18 protein-coding genes are annotated in these 18259 nt (G+C 63.4%); 5 read left to right on the forward strand and 13 right to left on the reverse strand.

What is annotated here, in order from left to right; genetic code table 11:
• Positions 1-41: 41 nt before the first annotated feature.
• From EPN33_13255 to EPN33_13280, 6 genes are all read right to left on the reverse strand, one after another.
• The gene (locus EPN33_13255) at positions 42-485 is read right to left on the reverse strand and encodes a PIN domain-containing protein (protein ID TAN21053.1); all 444 of its coding nucleotides are present in this window, start codon (positions 483-485) and stop codon (positions 42-44) included.
• On the reverse strand, positions 482-736 hold the full coding sequence (locus tag EPN33_13260; GenBank protein TAN21054.1) for a type II toxin-antitoxin system Phd/YefM family antitoxin: 255 nt from the start codon (positions 734-736) through the stop codon (positions 482-484). The genes EPN33_13255 and EPN33_13260 overlap by 4 nt, the downstream gene beginning before the upstream one ends.
• A complete protein-coding gene (locus tag EPN33_13265) occupies positions 737-1798 on the reverse strand; it encodes a patatin (protein TAN21055.1) in 1062 nt (353 codons plus the stop codon).
• Positions 1720-3582: a threonine--tRNA ligase gene (gene thrS / locus EPN33_13270; GenBank protein TAN21056.1), complete on the reverse strand. Its 1863-nt coding sequence runs from the start codon at positions 3580-3582 to the stop codon at positions 1720-1722. The genes EPN33_13265 and thrS overlap by 79 nt, the downstream gene beginning before the upstream one ends.
• Before the next feature lie 189 nt (positions 3583-3771).
• Positions 3772-4296, reverse strand: coding sequence for a c-type cytochrome (locus tag EPN33_13275; GenBank protein ID TAN21057.1), 525 nt, complete (start codon positions 4294-4296; stop codon positions 3772-3774).
• A complete protein-coding gene (locus tag EPN33_13280) occupies positions 4297-7563 on the reverse strand; it encodes a PDZ domain-containing protein (GenBank protein TAN21058.1) in 3267 nt (1088 codons plus the stop codon).
• A 38-nt stretch (positions 7564-7601) separates the two neighbouring features.
• Here EPN33_13280 and EPN33_13285 point away from each other — a divergent pair, with 38 nt between their 5' ends.
• On the forward strand, positions 7602-8372 hold the full coding sequence (locus EPN33_13285) for a hypothetical protein (GenBank protein TAN21059.1): 771 nt from the start codon (positions 7602-7604) through the stop codon (positions 8370-8372).
• Between the two features lie 20 nt (positions 8373-8392).
• Positions 8393-9478: a deoxyhypusine synthase gene (locus EPN33_13290; GenBank protein ID TAN21060.1), complete on the forward strand. Its 1086-nt coding sequence runs from the start codon at positions 8393-8395 to the stop codon at positions 9476-9478.
• 89 nt (positions 9479-9567) lie between these two features.
• Here EPN33_13290 and EPN33_13295 read toward each other — a convergent pair whose 3' ends face one another.
• Both EPN33_13295 and EPN33_13300 read right to left on the reverse strand, forming a co-directional pair.
• Complete coding sequence (locus EPN33_13295) at positions 9568-9837, reverse strand: hypothetical protein (GenBank protein TAN21061.1); 270 nt, start codon at positions 9835-9837, stop codon at positions 9568-9570.
• Complete coding sequence (locus EPN33_13300) at positions 9834-10364, reverse strand: regulatory protein RecX (protein TAN21062.1); 531 nt, start codon at positions 10362-10364, stop codon at positions 9834-9836. Before EPN33_13300 ends, EPN33_13295 begins: the two co-directional genes overlap by 4 nt.
• On the opposite strand from EPN33_13300, the gene EPN33_13305 reads away from it, so the two are divergent.
• A complete protein-coding gene (locus EPN33_13305) occupies positions 10222-11730 on the forward strand; it encodes an NADH oxidase (GenBank protein ID TAN21063.1) in 1509 nt (502 codons plus the stop codon). The genes EPN33_13300 and EPN33_13305 overlap by 143 nt on opposite strands.
• Before the next feature lie 26 nt (positions 11731-11756).
• On the opposite strand, the gene EPN33_13310 is transcribed toward EPN33_13305, so the two are convergent.
• From EPN33_13310 to EPN33_13330, 5 genes are read right to left on the reverse strand one after another with little or no spacing between them, the layout of a single operon-like run.
• Positions 11757-12248: a hypothetical protein gene (locus EPN33_13310; GenBank protein TAN21064.1), complete on the reverse strand. Its 492-nt coding sequence runs from the start codon at positions 12246-12248 to the stop codon at positions 11757-11759.
• Between the two features lie 42 nt (positions 12249-12290).
• The gene (locus tag EPN33_13315) at positions 12291-13076 is read right to left on the reverse strand and encodes an acyltransferase (GenBank protein ID TAN21065.1); all 786 of its coding nucleotides are present in this window, start codon (positions 13074-13076) and stop codon (positions 12291-12293) included.
• 3 nt (positions 13077-13079) lie between these two features.
• Positions 13080-14300 carry a peptidase S41 gene (locus EPN33_13320; protein TAN21066.1) on the reverse strand — a complete coding sequence of 407 codons (1221 nt, stop codon included), beginning with the start codon at positions 14298-14300 and terminating at the stop codon, positions 13080-13082.
• A 37-nt stretch (positions 14301-14337) separates the two neighbouring features.
• Complete coding sequence (locus EPN33_13325; protein ID TAN21067.1) at positions 14338-15045, reverse strand: metallophosphoesterase; 708 nt, start codon at positions 15043-15045, stop codon at positions 14338-14340.
• 4 nt (positions 15046-15049) lie between these two features.
• Entirely contained in the window at positions 15050-15853 is an 804-nt protein-coding gene (locus tag EPN33_13330; GenBank protein ID TAN21068.1) for a hypothetical protein, read from the reverse strand.
• Here EPN33_13330 and EPN33_13335 point away from each other — a divergent pair, their 5' ends adjacent.
• Positions 15854-17062, forward strand: a complete 1209-nt coding sequence (locus EPN33_13335; protein TAN21069.1) for a hypothetical protein — start codon at positions 15854-15856, stop codon at positions 17060-17062.
• 145 nt (positions 17063-17207) lie between these two features.
• Positions 17208-18074: a proline dehydrogenase gene (locus EPN33_13340; protein ID TAN21070.1), complete on the forward strand. Its 867-nt coding sequence runs from the start codon at positions 17208-17210 to the stop codon at positions 18072-18074.
• Positions 18075-18259 lie beyond the last annotated feature (185 nt).

Consider the following 18259-nt stretch of genomic DNA (forward strand, 5'->3'; position numbering starts at 1 on the left):
CGCTTACGGGCAGTTCCATCTCATGACCGGACGATCCGCACCTAAGCAGGGGAGGCGAGAGGGTTCACGCCCTCCAGCCCAAACCAGCGCGCCGCTTCCAGTATGCGCCGATCGTTACTGTAAATTTCGGCGAACCCGTGCTGCCGCGCGCACGCCAGATGCAAGGCGTCCCCGGCCCGCAGCACCACCTCTTCCGGCAACCGCTCCAGCGTGCGCCGCGCTGCCTCGACCAGTCCCGAGTTAAGCGGCAGCCATCGCCAAACGCCGGCACTCTCGTCCCGCACAAATCCTCCCTGTGCGAGTTCCACGCCCTCCGGCGTCAGCCTCCGCTCTCTCCAGTGGCGCCGAAATACAGAGTCAACTTCAATTCGCGAGAGCTCGCAACTGGCGATCGTTTCCTGCTGCCGCGCCAATCCGCGAATGATGTCCGCTCCCGCCTCGTTCAAGTAGCACTTCGCGATAAACGCCGCGTCGAAGTAGATCATGCCCGGTCGCGGTCGTCCTGCTGGTACACCACGGAGTCAATCGTGATGAAGGGCTGACTCTTGATTTTGGCTTCGCGGTCGGGCAGCCGTGCCTGCTTGCGCGGCGCTTCGTAGGGTTGCAGCTCCGCCACCTTACGTCCGCGGTCAGTCACGACCACCGGACCCTGTTCCGCGGCATGCCGCACCCATTTTCCGGTGTCCAGATGCAGTTCGCGGATGGAGATGGTCTTCATGTGCACAATGTAACACATTTACTCGGGTGCAGCGCTGCTGGCGGCATCGCGGCCCAGGAGCGCGGCGGCGATCTCATCCAGCACGGCTACCTGCTGCTGGGCGTATTCTCTTGCCGTCGCACACAGCGCCGGGATCGCTGCGGGATTGTCCATCGCGCTTTCTTCCGGCTTCAGCTCCGGTTGCAGCCGCCAAAACCGGTCCTGACCCCGTTCGCACAGCCAAGTCGCCTCGTAATCGTCCGCCTCGCTCACCCCGTCCATCATTACCGGAGCGATCTGGCGGGCCCAGCCCAGTAATCCCCAGTGAATCGCATCGCGTGCCCGAAGGTCATCGCGCGCATTGCCGGTGCCGATCGAGACCAGATGAATCACGCTGGCCTGGGGAGATCGCCGCGCGGCTTCTGCATACGCCGCAACTGCCGGATTGTTGGCATAAAGGCCGCCATCCGCAAAGACGTAGCGTTGCCCATCCGGACCTCGCGTCGCGAAAGCCGGCAGGTAGGTCGGCGCCGCGGAGGTGGCCAGCGCCACGCTCACCAGCGGCCAGTTCTGCTGCGGCTGTACTTTCGCGCTTTCGCTCTTGAAGAAGTAGGGGACCTGCCGCGCCAGGTCATAACAGGCAATGAGTACCGGCGTCAGAGCCTCGGCCAGCCTTGCCTGTTGAAACAGCCGCGCCAGCACCCGGGTCAGTCCCGCGCCGCTGTACTTGGGTGCGAACAAATTCCGCACGCCATTCCACCAATGCTGCGGAAATATGACGTTGCCGTTGTCGCGGTAGACTTCGAGCAACTCCCCCGCGGTCAACGGCCGCCCGTCGCGCAGTGGATAACTCAATCCCAGCGCGATCAAGCCGCCGGTCGATGTTCCCGCAATGAGATCAAAGTGCTGATGCAGCGCCCCGCCCAGCCGCTGTTCCAATTCTTGCAGCAGGATGGCCGGAATCACACCCCTGACCCCGCCCCCATCCACGGCTAGCACGTTCACGGCGCGTCCCTCTTCCCTCAGTACTTCATCTCCGCGTCCCCCGCGGCCTCGGTCCGGAACAGCGCCGAGTAATCCTTGACGCTTACATCCAGCGATCGCTCACGGTTTTTCTTTACGATCTCTTCGGTCACCGCCGCCAGCGCCATTACCCCTCTGTCCTTTTCCTGATAGGTACGCACGGCCACCGTGCCGGCTTCGGCTTCGCGCTTGCCCACGACCAGCATGTAAGGAATTTTATGCAGTTCGGCATCGCGGATGCGGTAGCTGATCTTGCTCTCCGCCGGCATCATTTCGGCGCGCAGTCCCGCAGCCTCCAGCTGTTCGAGCACCTGGCGCGCGTAGGCGTCCTGGCCCTCGGCAATGGGCAGCACCATCACCTGCACCGGCGCCAGCCAGGTGGGCAGCGCCCCGGCAAAGTGTTCCAGCAGAATGCCCAGGAAACGCTCGACCGAGCCGAACAGCGCCCGATGGATCACCACCGGCGTACGCGGCTGGTTATCGCGGTCGGTGAACTCGAGCTCGAACCGCCGGGGCTGATTAAAGTCAATTTGCACGGTGCCGCATTGCCATTGCCGTCCCATGCTGTCATGCACCATCACATCGATTTTGGGTCCGTAGAACGCGCCGCCGCCAGCATCAACCGTATACGGCAGCTTCAGCGTGTCGAGCGCCTGGCGCAAGCCGGCCTCGGCCTTTTCCCACAGCTCCGACTCGCCCATCGCCTTTTCCGGCTTGGTCGATAACGTCACGGTGTAGCGCAAGCCGAAGAAGGAATAAATCAGCTTGAGCAGCTCCATCACCCGCACGATTTCGTCCTGAATCTGATCCTCGTGCAGATAGATATGCGCGTCGTCCTGGCTGAAGACGCGCGCCCGCATCAGCCCGTGCAGCGCGCCCACGGGCTCATTGCGGTGCAGAAGCTGGCCTTGGGAGATGCGCAGCGGCAGCTCGCGGTAGCTGTGCTGGCGCGTTTTGTAGTACAGCATGGTGTCGGGGCAGTTCATGGGCTTGAGCGCCATGTTCGCTTCCGGCTCTTCGCCCTCGCGTACCAGAAACATATCTTTCTGGAAGTGCTCCCAGTGTCCGGAGGTTTCAAACAACTCCTTGCGGTAGAGTACCGGATTCAGGATCTCGATGTAGCCCGCCTTCTTGTGGGTCTCGCGCCACAGCCGGCGCAGCTCCTCGCGCACCACCAGACCGCGGGGATGCCAGAAGGGGCAGCCGCCCGACCAGGGATGAAAACTGAACAAGTCGAGCTGTTGGCCGAGCTTGCGGTGATCGCGCGCCTTCGAGTCTTCAAGGAATTGCAAATACTCGTTGAGTTCCGCCTCGGTCTCCCACGCCGTTCCGTAGATGCGCTGCAGCATTTGGCGATGCTCATCGCCGCGCCAGTAGGCTCCCGCCACCGAGAGCAGCTTGAAAGAGCCGCAGACGCCACCCTTGGTGACATGCGGCCCGGCGCACAAATCAATGAACCGGTCCTGCTTGTAGAGCGATACCGCCGGGTCTTTGATACCTTCGATCAGTTCGACCTTATACGGCTGATTCCACTCCCGGAACACTTCCAGCGCCCGCTCGCGCTCCAGCGTGCTGCGGTAAAACTGGGGATCGCGCGCCACGATCTTGCGCATCCGCTTTTCGATCTCCGGCAGATCGGCCTCGGTCAGCGCCCGCGGCAGCTCCATGTCGTAATAGAAGCCGTTCTCAATCGGTGGTCCGATGGCCAGCTTGGCGTCAGGAAAAACCTCCCGTACCGCTTGCGCCATCACATGCGATGCCGAGTGCCGAATCCGCCGCAGCCGCTCCTGCCGCGGCAGATCCTGCGGCGCCTCGTTCGCCTGCCACTCAAGTCCCTGCAAAATCTCATTCGCTACCGGCATAGGGTTCAGTTTACCCTGCCCTCCGGTGGCAACGGTGTCGAAGTGCCGCGTGAAGGCAGCACGCGCTGCCGTGCTGGGCACACGCCGCTATTACTTGACGGTCATCAATCTGGGCGCCGCGCTCCGCGCCGCTGCTTTCCGGCGGGCAGGCGCGCTCCGAGTGCGTGCGACCGGCTGCCCTGACGCAATTTAGGGTCCGGTGACTTTGTTCGTACTCGGCCTGACCGTCATCAGGTAGTTGTAAATGGCTATCAAGTCGGCATCGGGCACCTGTGCGAGGCCCTGCCAGGGCATCGGTGGCTGAAGGACGTGCCCGCTGGAGTCTTTACCGGTGCGCAGCGTGGTGAGGAACTCCTGTTGCGTCCAGCTCCCGATGCCGTTGGTCTTGTCGGAGGTGATATTGCGCGCCAGGCTCAAGCCCCACGGTCCCCGGAAGGCTCCGTTGATCTCGATCAGATCCGTGCCCTCCACCGTGGGCGGCAAGGGTCCACCTTCGGGGAAGCCGGAGAGCGCCCGGTTCATATCCGGTTGCCCGCCGGGCAGCCGAGGCGTGTGACAATCGTTGCAACCGCCCAGCGCCACCAACTGTGCGCCACGCGCCGCGCTGGTATCTCCCGCCGCCACGGCCGGCGCCGAATGCGAGGAACACGCCGCCAGAGCCAAGGCGGCAACCGCTGCCACTGAAATCAGAATCGTTTTCATAAGCTCACCCATTTACCGCTTGCTTTTGCCGCCGCCCGCAGCGACCTTCGCGGGCGCGACGCCACCAATTTGCGCCAGCAGGACCTTCACCGCCGCCGCCAACTGCGGATCTTCGCCACTCTGCCATGCTCCCAGCGGATTGTGTACTTCGACGTTCACCGGTCTTGGATGCAGTTCCATGGGCTTGCCGTTGGTATCGAGCACGGTGATCATGGGCAGCCGCAGGGTCGAGCCGTCCACCAGTTGTCCAGCGCCGGTGTAAATGATCCAGCCCGCCGTCGGGAGGCCGATGACTTTGCCCAGATGCATCGCCTCGTAGCCCTCCGTAAAATCCTCTCCGTCCGACAGCGTGTTCTGGTTGGTCACCAGAATCGTCGGCTTTTCCAGCGCCCGCTGCCCGAGCATCTCGCGCGCCTGTGCCTTGGGGAAACCGCGCGGAATCATGGTGAGGTAATGCTGCCGGGTCAGTATGTCGAGCGCGTAGGCGTTGACGAAGCCGCCATTGTTATTACGGACATCGATGACCACGCCGGCCTTGCCGAACTGGGTCGAGTTCAGATCCAAGTACAACTGATCGAGGGAGTCGGCGCCCATGGCCGCCATGTGGATGTAGCCCAGGCGTCCGCCGCTGAGCCGGTCCACCAGCGCGCGGTTGTGCGCGATCCAGGCGCGATACAGAAGCTGTCCGCCGGCGCGCGCGTTCACCGGCTTCAGGATGACGGTGCGCGCCTTGGCCTGCGAGTCCGTCAGGTCGAGGGTCAGCTTCTTGCCGACGGTGTTGTGCAGCAGTTCGTCCAGATTCACCGAGCCGCTGATGGCGGTTCCATCGACTGCGGTCAGGCAGTCGCCGGCATCGACGCCGGCCAGGGCCGCCGGCCCCTGGGGCACGACATCGCTGACGCACAGCTTGCCCTGGGTTTCATACTGGACGCGGTCAAAGAACAGGCCAATGTGGCCGGTCGCCGGCTGCTCCTCGCCGCGCGGCGGATGAATGCCGGAATGCGACGAGTTCAGCCGCCCGATCATCTCCGAGAGCAGCCAGCGGAGCGAATCCGGCGTAGCTGCGGCCGCCACTTGCGGCGCAAACTCGGTCTGTACTGCCTTCCAGTCGACGCCGTTCATTTTCGGGTTCTGGTAGTCGTCGCGCAGGTAGCGCCACACCTGCGCGAACATCTCCTCCTTTTCGCGGCTGAAGTTGATGTCGAGTTCCGCCGTCACGTTGACTTCGTGGCCGGAGCCGCCGGTCACCGCGACGCGGTGAATATGGCCGCCATCGAGGTAGTAGAGCGTTTTGGAATCCGCAGTGAATTGCAGATCGGCTTTGGCGCCACTGGTCGAGGTGAGCTGCTTGGGCGCTTTGGGTTTTGTCAGCAGCAGCGTTTTCCGGTCGAGCGGCACGACGTAGAGGTTGTCCGTCGCGCCTTCCGCGCCGATATAGGCCAGCCACTTGCCATCCGGCGAAACTCGCGGCGAGCGCGCATTCAGCATGGGCAGCAATTGCACCCGCTCGGCGATATCGCTGTAATCGATCGCAGGCGTCGCGGCCGGCTGATCACTGGCTGCGGATCGCGGATGGCCTACCGGCTTCGTCGTGAACAAATCCTGAAACAGGTTCTCGCGGAACAGCGGCAGTTCGGGCGTCAGGTCCACGCGCGCGATCCGGCTTGGCTGCGTGCGCTGACTGGTTTGATAGAGCAAGAAGCGGCCGTTCGGGCTCCAGGCCAGCGCGCCGCTGTTGGTGTTGGCGACGAAGCTTACTTGCCGGGCCTTGCCGCCACCGGCCGGTACGACGTAGGCTTCCGGAAACAAGCCGTCCGCGCGGTCGAGGAACGCCAGATACTGGCTGTCCGGCGACCACGTCATGATGCCGTTGTTGACCAGTGGTGGCAGGCGGTTGAAATAACCCGCCGCCAGTAACGTCTCTTTGCCCGTCGCCAGGGCGAGCTTGACGATCTGCGTCTCGCCGCAGTCAAAGGCAATCGCTTTGCCGTCGGGGGCGTAGTGGATATTGAACTCTTCCTGATCGCCGTTGGTGAGCTGTTTTTCCTGATGGGTCAGGAAGTCGTACTGGTAGATGTGGTCCGTGCCGCTACGGTCAGACACATACGCGAGATGCTCGCTGTTGGGCGCCCAGACGAGGTCGAACTGCAGCTTGCCGTTACGGGTAATGGGCAGCGCCGGTCCGCCATCCTCGGCCATGTCCACAAACACTTCGCCGTGCACCAGAAACGCCAGCTTTTTGCCGTCCGGCGACACCGCCAGATCACTTACCTTGCTGAAATTCTTGTGCTGAATGGCCGGCACGGGGGGCGCGCCCAGGAGTTGAATCTTCACTGCCTCGGCCCGGTCATGCCGCAGGTCGAGCTCCCAAATTCTAAAGTTGCGCTCGAACACAATCGTGCGGCCGAAAGCGTCAATGGAGGGCCACAGCAGCCGGCCATCGTTGAAATGGGTCAGCTCGCGCGGCGCGGCCGCAGGCGCACCGGTTGCGGGCACGTCCGGCAACTCCCAGAGGTTTTCTACGCCGCTGCGGTCGGACATGAAATAGAGCGTGCGTCCGGTCGCGCTCCACATGGGCCAGATGTTTTTGGCTCCGCCGCTATGGAGCAGGAGCTGATAGCCGGTTTGTTGTCCCTCCTGTACCGCCGGGGTCGCGCGCCAGATTTGGGTGTTGTCGATATGCGCATGCCCGTCCCGCCACCATTGCGACAGCCCCATCTCGCCCCGCGTGACCACGGCCAGCGAACCGCCGGGCGCCACCGCGGCGTCGTACTCGCTGACGTAGCGTTCCATGCTTACCGGCAGAGGCGTGCCGCCGCTGATGCGCACGCGGTAGATATCGTTCATCCCGCTGATATTGTGGCTGGCCGAGCTGAAGTAGACCCACTGGCTGTCGCGCGACCAGCCGTCGAGCCGGTCGAGGCTGTCATCCCAGGTCAGCCGCCGCAATTCGTTGGTGGTCCGGTTGAACAGGTAGAGATCGCCGTTGCCGGTGCGCGTGGACTCGAACGCGATCCAGCGCCCGTCAGGCGAGTACAGTGGCCGGGACTCGGTCGCCGCGCTGCTGATCAGGATGCGTGCGTTGCCGCCCCTGGCCGCGACCGTCCAGATGGCGCCACCGGAGGCAAAGGCAATTTGCGTGCCGTCGGGCGATAGCGCCGGCTGCGTCATCTCGCCTGGCAAGGCCGGCGGCAGGGTGCAGCAGGCGGGAGTGGATTGGGAGCGGGCGAAGGTGACAAAAAACACTGCGACAAAAAGGCCGGCCAGAGTACGCTTCATGCCCGAGATCGTACCATCACTCGCGTACTATGGAAGGAATGACCATTGAGGAAACGCTGCGCGGCGGGCAGGTCCACACCGCCGAGAACGGGCTGATGTATGCGGTGGTGGCCGAGGAAGGCGGGCCGGACAGCAGTAGCGTGCAGCGCGGTCTGGCGCACATGATCGAGGCCGTTCCCCGCTCCCTGATTCCTCATCTCGGCCGCGCCGTTTGCTATTTCGTCCCCTGGCTGTACAAGCAGCGCCGCAGCATCCTCATCGGCCTGAAGCCCGCGGCCGAAGGGGAAGCGCGCAAGGAACTGTGCCATCACCTCGACGTGAAGCCGAGCGGCAGTCTGCTGCTCATCAGCCTCAAGTTTTACGAGCACGACACCTACGGCCTGGCCATGGAGTTTTTCGACAAGATCGCCTTTCTGGCCGCGATGGAATCGCCCGACGCCAGCGATTTTGAGTCCCTGCTGCGCCGTCAGTTCGACGCCGGCAAAGCCGGCGAACTGACCGCCGAAGCCTGGGAGTGGCGGACCGCCTATAGCGAAGCCAAAGCTGAAGATAAGCCCGAAGCGTGGCGCAACTATCGGCGCTCGGCAGAAGCTGACGCCCTCGGGCTCTACATGGCCTCGATGTTCACCGACATTTTCTATGAGGATCTGTTCGAACCGGAGCCCGGCTTCCCGCCGCTCGATCCTGCGCTGGTGCATGAGCGCGTCCGTTCGGTGGAGCACCTCTATCCGGCCAATCGCGGCTACAGCCTGCAAATTGTGCGGCAGCGGCCGCGCCACCGCCGTCCCGCGGCCAGTGCTTCCCGCTAGAATCAGTTTTGGAGATCCCCGTGCCTGACAAGCCCATCCTGCAAGTTCCCGGCGCCGGCCCGATTGACGCCCGCGCCAAAGCCGAAGTGCTGCACACCCGCATCCAGCCGGTGGACTACGACCATATTTCCACCGTGGCCGATCTGGTCGGCGCCATGCGTGGCGCCTCGATTCAGGCGCGCAATCTCGGCCGCTGTGCCGAAGTGCTGGACAATCTCTATGCCGACCCCGACCGCCCCACGGTGATGCTCGGCCTCGCCGGGCCACTCATCGCCGCCGGTCTGCGCAAAGTACTGCGCGACCTGGTCGCCGGCGGATTCATCGATGTCATCGTTTCCACCGGCGCCATCCTCTACCAGGACATCTATCAGGCCCGCGGCTTTGGTCATTACGTCGGGGATCCAAACGCCAATGACCCGGAGCTGCACGATCTCATGATCGACCGCATCTACGATACCTATGTGGACGAGGAAAAGTTCATCGAAACCGATACCTGGCTCGGCCACCTTGCCGATGAGCTGCCGCCCGGCAACTACTCCTCGCGCGCGTATCTTGACTACGTGGCCACCAAGCTCACCGACGACAACTCCATCGTCCGCACTGCGTACCAGCGTGGCGTGCCGATGTTCGCGCCCGCCATCAATGACAGCTCGATCGGCATCGGCCTGACGCACCATTACCATCGCGCCACGCTGGAAAAGCGCCCCAAGATCGCCATTGATTCCATCCGCGACAACTACGAGCTGACGCAGATCACGGTGCAGTCGAAAAAGACGGCAGCTATCTACATCGCCGGCGGCGTACCCAAGAACTACATCAACGACTCGGTCGTAATGGCCTACATCTTCAACGAAGAAAAGGGACACAGCTACGCGCTGCAGCTCACGGCCGATGTTCCGCACTGGGGCGGCCTTTCCGGAAGCACGCTGCACGAAGCCATGTCCTGGGGCAAAATTCAACCCATGGCGACCACGGCCATGTGCTTCGTCGAGCCTTCGGTTTCGCTACCCATGCTGGCCGGCTACGCCTTGCAGAAGAAGCTCGCCGCGAGCCGCAAAGCACTGAAACTCGAGTGGGAGAACGACATTTTGAAGTCGCTGCAGTAAAGCGGTATTTCAGTATTTCAGTAGATCAGTATTTCAGTTCGCCCAGCCCAGGAATGCGTGCACGCCCGAGGCTCACGATACTGAAATACTTACTCGATCGGTTGCGGCCCATTCGCGCGGGCGTCGGCCTCGTCCAGCAGCCGCCGGGCTTCGGCGGCGGACCGCTTGTACACCCAAAGCGAGAGGTTCGTGTGCAGGCCGGGGATGATCATCGCGCCGATTTCGGCGGCAATGCCCTGGGCGCGTAAAAACCCTGCCGCCAGCTCGGCTTCGGCCTCTTCGTCGAAGTTGCGCACCGCCTCGCGCTGGTCCGGCGGCACAAACGTCAGCTCCAGATCTTCCGGCAAATCGCCGTTCATTCGCTTTCCTCCTGCATTTCGCCCAACTGTTGGATCCACTCCGGATCGAGTTTCCAGGCTTTCAGCGCCCGCTGGCATGCCGCCGGGCTAAAACCGGCGCGCAGCAGCTTCCGGCACAGGCTCGCCGCCTGGCGGATATCCGCGGGTGGCTTCACGCGCCGGGCACGCAGAAAGCTGCGCAAAAGTGTGTCCTCATTAGTTCCGGCGTAACCGTTTTGCACCGCTTCTTCGGCAATGCCGGCGCTCACGCCGCGCGCTCTCAGGTCGCGTAGCGCACGCATTTTGCCGTGGCGGACAATTTCTCTCTGGTAGAGGGTGAAGCCAGCCGCCAGACGCCGGTCGTCGAGATAGCCGTGGTCGCGTAGCCGTAACAGGGCCGCCTCGATGTCGGCGGGTGAGGCGGCTTTGGGCCGCAGCGCGCGCCGCAGCTCGACCTCGCTGCGTCCGCGCGCGGCGAGCAGGCGAACCGCCTTCTGGTACAAGGCTTCGCCGTCCAGTTTGGCTGCTTCCCGGCGCGTAGTTCTCATCAGTGTCAGTGTACAATCGGCGCGAGTGGAGAATATTGTTGTTATTGGCGGCGTGGCCGCCGGCCTGAGCGCCGCCAGCCGCGCCCGCAAGCTGGCGCCCCGGGCACAAATCACGGTGCTGGAGCGCGGCGCGCAGGCGGCGTATAGCGCCTGCGGCCTGCCCTATTATCTGGCGCGGCGGGTGCCGTCGCTGGAGGCGCTGCGGGTGCACCCGGCGGATTGGTTTCGCGAGCGGCGACAACTGGATTTGCGGCTGGGGTGCGAGGCGGTCGAGATCGAACCGGCGCGGCGGCGCGTTCTGGCGCGCAGCGCGCAGGGCGCGCGCTGGATCAACTATGACCGGCTCGTGATCGCTACGGGCACGCGCTCGCGCTGGGAGCCGGAAACGAAGCTGCGGAACGTATTCGCAGCCAACACGTGGGATCAGGTGCAGACGCTGGAGGCGGCGCTGCAAACCGGCGCGCTGCAACGCATTGCGGTTGTGGGCGGTGGCTACATTGGGCTGGAAACAGCGGAGGCGCTGGCGCAGCGCGGGCTGCACGTGGCGCTGGTGCATGCCCATGAGCAAGTGCTGCGCGGATTTGATCCGGACCTGGTTGCTGACTTGCCGGGCCGGCTCGCCGCGCTGGGCATTGAGCTGCATTTGGGCACGCGCGTCGAGGGACTCGAGGGCGCACAAGGCGGGCGGGTGCTGGGCTTGCAGTCGGCATCGGAGATGATTGCCTGCGACGCGGTGATCAACTGTGGCGGCTTGCAGCCAGAGGTCACGCTGGCGCAGGCTGCCGGCATCGCGCTCGGCCGGACCGGCGCGATTGCCGTGGATGAGCGCCAGCAGACCAGCCTTCCTGGCGTTTTTGCCGCAGGCGATTGCGCGGAAACACGCCAGCAGGTGACGGGCGCAGCAGCATGGGTGCCGCTGGGCGCGCCCGCGAACAAGCAGGGCCGCATCGCCGGCGCCAACGCCGTCAACGCCCCGGCGGCGCGCTTTCCGGGCGTGCTGGCCACGTTGGCCGTTCCCCTCGCCGGCCAGGAATACGGCCGCACCGGGCTTAGCCTGGAGCAAGCGCGCACGGCCGGTTTTGATGCTGCCGTCGAGGAAGTGACCGGCTCCTCAAAAGCGGGCTACCTTGATGCCCAGCCGGTTACGGTCCGCATCGTCTATCAACCCTCGACCGGCCGACTGCTTGGCGCTCACTTCCGCGGCGCCCCGGGCACGGTTGCCGGCCGCCTGGACACCGCTGCCGCGGCGCTCACCGCCCGCATGAGCCTCGAGCAGGTGGAACATCTCGATCTCGTCTATAGCCCGGACATTGCACCGCTCTACGAGGCTCTCCTCATCGCTGCCCATAATGCACGGAAGACCTAGTTTGCGGCCTGCGAACTGCTGGCAGCTTACGCGGCGCGCCTTAAGAAGCCATGTTTGTGGCGCCCAGCCCTGCCGCCAAGGAATTTCGTCGTAGCCCAAAGGCCCACGCCATAGACCAGGTGCGCGCCGAGTGACGTAGCATGATCTTGGGTTAGCCGGTCCTTGGGGTGCTGGCCCAGACCAGCCTTATAGCGGCCCCATTCGTCCGTCGCCATCCAAGCCATCACGCCGTACGGCAGACCCAAGCCCCAGGTTGTTGGGATTCCGGCTGCACGTCCGGCGCCGGCGAGCAAGCCCCAGGTGATGCCCGTGCCCCAATGCACCGCTTCGCCGCCGTACTTGCGCGCCTGGCTGGAGGGTGAGCGTACGCCCGCGCGCTTCAGCGCTTTGCGTGCGGCCTTTTCCGTGCTGGGCTCTTCGTCGCTTTTCACCAGCTCGGGTTTGGTCTTGGCCAAGCCTTTCCAATAGGCGTTCATTGCCGCCGTGCCCGCCAGGCCGCCCAGGACTCCGATTGCCAAGTTGCGCTTAAGTTTTCCCGCCATGGCGGGATAAGATGCCCATCAGGCGTAGTGAGCAACCTGCCGGTCGGCGAAAAGGTCGTTGTACTCGCCCAGGGCTTTCGAGCGCGCCTGCGCCAAATCAATTTCTACGACCGCAGTCTCTTCGCGCTCGCGCGAGAGCCGGACCAGCAATTCACCACGCGGACTCACGACTTGGCTCGATCCGATGAACTCATGCCGCACGCTGCCATTGATTTCCAAACCGACGCGATCACATGTGGCCGCGAAGACGCGGTTTTCGAGCGAGCGCGTAATCATGGCTTGCGGACAATGCTGTAAGACGAGATTGGACGGATGCAGCAGCAGCTCGGCGCCACGCAGGGCCAGTGAGCGCGCCACTTCAGGGAACGTCCAGTCAAAGCAGATCATCACGCCCGCTTTGCCCCACGGCAGATCTACTATGGGGGCGGGGGCATCGCCAGTCGAGAAAAATAGCTTCTCCCGTCCGAAAACGTGCAGCTTGCGGTAGCTGGTCATCAGGCCTGACGGGCCGACCAAATTCGCGGAATTGAAGAACTTCTGGCCTGCGCGTTCGGGAAAGCCGTAGCAAACGTACGCTTTGCGCTCACGGGCGAAGTTCCCAAACGCTTGCAAACTCGGGCCGCTCGCCGCCGGCTCGGCACAGCGCTCGACTTCATCTTGTGCCACAAAAGTGTACCCGCTGGTGGCCAACTCCGGTAGCAGATAAACGTCAGCTTCAAGCGCGCGCATTGTTGCCAGTGCGGCGCTGACGTTAGCTTCCACTTGCAACAGTTTGGGGGCGGACTGAATCAGGGCCAGCCGCATGCTCTAGCGCCTGGCTCCGGCCGCAGCAGCTTTGGGCGCTGCGGTCAAAAGGTGCAGGGCCTTTTGCATCTGCAAGTCAGCTTGCGGTCCGGTTACACCTTCGGGAGGAAAGTCGAGCTGCGGCAGGGCTCCGGCGTACTGCACTTGCTGGATATTGGGCGTTAGCCCGTCTTGTACCAGCTTGCCGTTGGGCGTGTAGTAGCGCGCCACCGTCAGCCAGAGCGCGCTGCCGTCGCCTACCGGGATCAACTTCTGCACCGAGCCTTCGCCAAAGGTCTCATCGCCAATCAGCTTGGCGCGTCCGTTCTGTTGCAGCGCCGCGGCCGCAACTTCCGCCGGCCCGGACGTGCCGCCATTGATCAAAACCTCCAGTGGCGCCGCCGAGAGCACGGCATCGGCAGACGTGGCGGACGTGGTAAGGCGCGGATACTTTTGGCCCTCGATGTAGGTAATCGTGCCGTGCGTCAGGAAGAGGTTGGCGGTGTGCTCGGCTTCGGCGTAGGTGCCCGCCCCGCAGTTCCGCAGGTCAAGAATGAACTGGTGAGCGCCCTGCGCCTTCAGAGACCTGATCGCTTTGGTGATCTGGGCGCTGCGACCGGTATCAAAATTTGGCACGGCAATCACGCCGACGCCGCTTTGCAACGACGACTGCAAGGGAACGGCCGGCGTCACCGCAAACGGAATCGTAATCTGCACCGGATCGGAATGGTGCAGGTGCACCACGCTAAGCGTAACGCTTTGGCCGAGCGGGCCAGCCAGCCGCCGGTGAATCGCTTCCAGCGACATGTCGCGCGTGCCCAAGCCATCGATGGCTTCAACAAAATCGCCACGCACCAAGCCTGCTTTGGCGGCATTGCCGCCGGGCTGCACATCCACCACATCCGCATAGCCGACCCGCTTGGAAACCACTGCGGCGACGTGGCCTGCGGCCGGGTGCTGCTGGTTCTGCTCGAACAACTTGAATTCGGCCGGATCCATATAGCTGGAGGCAGCATCGAGCGAATCCACCAACCCGTGCAGGGCTCCATCGGATACCTTGTGCAGATTGGGCGTCACCACGTAATCATCGTTGATGTAGCGGTAGACTTCGGCCATGATGCCCAACTGTTGTGCCGGTCCGCTGGCATCCGCCGGGTGCTGCGCGCGCAACATGGCGCCCGACACCAGCGCTGCAATGATGACCAGCGAACAGGCGAGGACAATCAGACTGGTTTTTCTGGACATGAAACGGCTCGGTTCTTTTCAGTATATCGGATGCGCCTCATATCTCGACCAGGCGGAAGGCTTGCGGTGGTTTCTGTGCCAGCAGCAACGGCTGGGCGACGTTGTAGACGGGGATGCCGCCGCGGGTGCGGCCCTCCAGGGCGCCGTGGTGGGCGTGGCCGTGAAATATGGCGCTGGCGCCAAACCTGTCGCACACGTCCGCCAATCGCGAGCTGCCGAGGAAGGGATAAATCTCCCGCGCCTCGCCCGCTGCCGTCTCCGGGATGGGAGCGTAGTGCAACAAGACGACGCGCTTCTCATTGCGCAGCCGCGCCAAAGCCCGCTCCAGCGACAGGCTTTCCCCCATGGAGGCATGCACAAAGCGCTTGATTTCGCTCTCCCCAAACGAGGTCAGCTCGCCGCGCCCGAAGCCGCCGCAAAACCCCTTGACGCCGGCAAACCCCACGCCATCGCGCTCATACGGTTCGCCGTCCAGCGTTTTGATGCCCACCGCGCGCAGACGCTTCAGCAGTTCGGGCGCGGCGTCGGATTCAAAATCATGGTTTCCCAGGACCGTAATGATGGGGAGGCGCAGTCGCAACAATTGACTGATCAGCACCTCCAGTTCCTCGGGCCGTCCGTAGTCGGTCAGATCGCCGCCGATGAGGAGCACGTCGGCATCCTCCGGCAGCGCGTTCAGCCGCTCGCGGATGCGCTCCCGGTCGCCCACGCCGCAGTGTAAATCCGCTACCGCCGCAATTCGCATGCGTTCACTCCTGGGATAGCTGCCGCCGGCGCGACTCATCTTCCAGATTGTCCAGCCCCCACTGGCCCACATCCACAGCGAACATCAAGGGGTCAATCAACGATCCGCGAAACGCTACGGCCGGCGGCACGGTATCCGCCTCGATCTGCCGTCGCTCCAGTTCCCGCCAGACGGCTTGTGGCACCACCGCCCGCACTGCAGCCGGATAGATATAGCGGAACAGGATCAGGTGCCAAAGCAGCATTTCCCAGTGCGCGCCCACTTCTTCCAGTAGGTGCGGCCAATTCAACGTGCCTCCGGTGCGGTAGAGCAGATGACAAATATCGCTGCCGTCAAAGCGGTCGCGCCGGGTGACGAAGATTTTGCTCAGAATCATCTCCTCGGGCGCGAGGATGCGGTACCTGTGACCCAGGACGATGCCGCTTCGTGCGCGCTCCATCCAGGATGGCGTTACCCAGTACACGCCGTTCGACATGCCGGAGATCAGATCGACATAATAATCGCCGGCCCACGCCTTGGCCAGCCAGACTGGATCGGTCACTTCGGTGATGAGGCCGGCGGTGCGGCAGAGCGTCAGCGCCACCTGCACTTTTTCAGCGGGGAGAAAAATGTCGAGATCCTTGGTGAAGCGCCAGATGCCGGTGTAGTGTTGAAAGGCGAAAGCTCCCGCAACGGCAAAAGTGACGCCGCCATGACTGAGTGCGCGCAGCACACGCTGGAAAAGCTGCCGCTGCTCGGCGACCCAGACCGGCGCCGCCGGCGGCGTGGCCGGATTCGGCGGAGGCGCGGGATCGGGTGATGGCGACATATGGCATGGCAGATGGTTCAGGCCGCTAGCGGCGTTGCCCCTTTGTCGGCGGCGGAGCTGGCCCGCGCACGCCAGTATCTGTACGGCGGCATCGCCTGGAGCGTGGCTTCCGAGTTCTGGATGCTGGCGCTGCTCGCGGCGGCTTATTTCTCCGGGGTCACAGCCCGATTCCGGACCTGGCTGGAAAAGGCCATCAGCCATCAGCCATCGGCCATCAGCCGACATTCAGCCTCGGCGTCGGCGGTGACGGCGCTGGCGACGGCGGCGCTGTTTACGGTGATTCTCGGGTTGCTGCTGCCGTTCGATTTCTATATCAGCTACCACCGCGAGCGCGTGTTCGGGTTTCAGCACCTCGCGATGGGTGCCTGGTTCGGTCAATGGGTGACCGCGCTGGTGCTGACGGTGGTAGTGGGCGTAATGGTCGCCTCCATTGGGTACGCGTGGGTACGCAAGCGCGGCGGACCGCGGTGGTGGGTGAAGTTCTGGATCGTCGTATCGGTGGCAGTGGTACTGGCGGTGGCGATCGATCCGCTGGTGATTGCGCCGCTGTTCAACCAGTTCACGGTGGTTCAGAACCCCGAGATTCGCGCCGACATCGAGGCGCTGGCGCGCAAGGCCGGCATTCCCCATGCTGCAATCCTCGAGATGAACGCCAGCCATGACTCCGCTCATGCCAACGCCTACGTCGTCGGCATCCTGGGCAGTCAGCGAATTGTCGTTTATGACACCTTGCTGCGGGAAGAAACCCCGGCGGAAATTGAGTTCACGGTCAGCCACGAAATTGGGCACTACGTTTTGCACCATTTGTGGAAGGGCATCGTTTTCACGATTGGCCTGCTATTCGTGCTCTTTGCCATGCTCGGCTGGTGGTTTCCGCGCTGGGCGGCCATTGCCAAGGGGGATTCGCCCGCCGATCCGGCGGCGCTGCCGCTGATTCTGTTGATTCTACTGGGGCTGCTATTTCTCGCCTCGCCCGCGACCAACGGGTTTTCGCGCTGGGAGGAGCATCAGGCGGATGCCTTCGGCATCAGGCTGAGCCAGAAGCCGCGCGCGGCGGTGAGCGGCTTCGAAAAGGAAGAGCACACCGACCTGATCTATCCCGATCCTCCCGGCTGGATGGTCTGGTTCTTTTTCAATCATCCCAGCCAGCAGGCGCGAATTAACTTTTCGCTGAACCAAATTCCCCAGTACGGCTCGCGCCGTCGCTAGCCGGGGCTTCGCCCCGCGCCTCCCGTTGGTCGGCTTCCCCTCAATCTCCGGTGCCGAATCGGGGCTGCATCGGGTACGATAATTAGTCGTCCGGAGAATAGCCCTGCTACGCACCACGCTTCTTGCCCTGTCGCGCAATCCCGGCATGCGCCACTTCACCGAGAACAGCGCTCTCGGAAAACGCGTTTCCCGGCGTTTCGTTGCTGGTCTGACGCTGGAGGACGCCATCGCGGCCATTGCCGCCGTCAACCAGCTCGGGATGACGGCGACGCTCGATCCGCTGGGCGAAAATGTGACCTCGCAGGCAGAAGCCGAGCAGGCCGCCACGACCGCCTGCCATATCCTGGAGACCATCCACGCGCGCCGCGTAGACTCAACCGTTTCGGTCAAGCTGACGCAGTTTGGCCTGGATCTCGGCCTCGACCTGGCGCGTGCTCAGCTCCACCGGGTGCTCACTGCCGCGCAACAATGGGATACGTTCATCCGCGTCGACATGGAGGGCAGCGCGTATTCCGAAACCACCGTGGCACTGGTCGAGCAGATGCATGGCGAAGGGTTCAACGTTGGCACGGTGCTGCAAGCCTATATGCACCGCACCGAAACAGATATGGACCGGCTACTGGCACAGAACATCCGCATCCGGCTGGTCAAAGGCGCCTACCGCGAGCCGGCCGAGCTGGCGCTGCAGGAAAAAGCCGACGTCGACGCCAACTACGTCCGGTTGATGCACCGCCTGCTGACCCACGACGGCTACCACGCCATCGCCACCCACGACGAACGCATGATTACCGCGGCAGTGGCCTGTGCCCGCAGCGAAAAGCGCGCGCCTGACAGCTTTGAGTTCCAGATGCTGTACGGTATCCGCCGCGACCTGCAGCAGAAACTCCGCGCCGAGGGCTGGCGCGTCCGCGTCTACATCCCCTTCGGCCCCGAGTGGTATCCCTATTTCATGCGCCGTCTCGCCGAGCGGCCCGCGAATCTGCTGTTTCTGCTGAAGAATCTCGCGAAGTAGTTTTCAGTTTTCAGTCATCAGTTCTCAGTTCGAACGCGCTGGCCTGACAACGCCAAGGGCGTACTGAAAACTGTGAACTGAAAACTGAGAACTTTTGCCTCAGTCTTCGCGCAGCAGCACTGCCGGGCGAATGGCCAGGGCGCGGCGTTCGGGCACCCACACTGCAATCAACCCGATGAGCGCCA

The organism is Acidobacteriota bacterium (assembly GCA_004299485.1).
GTDB lineage: Bacteria > Acidobacteriota > Terriglobia > Terriglobales > SCQP01 > SCQP01.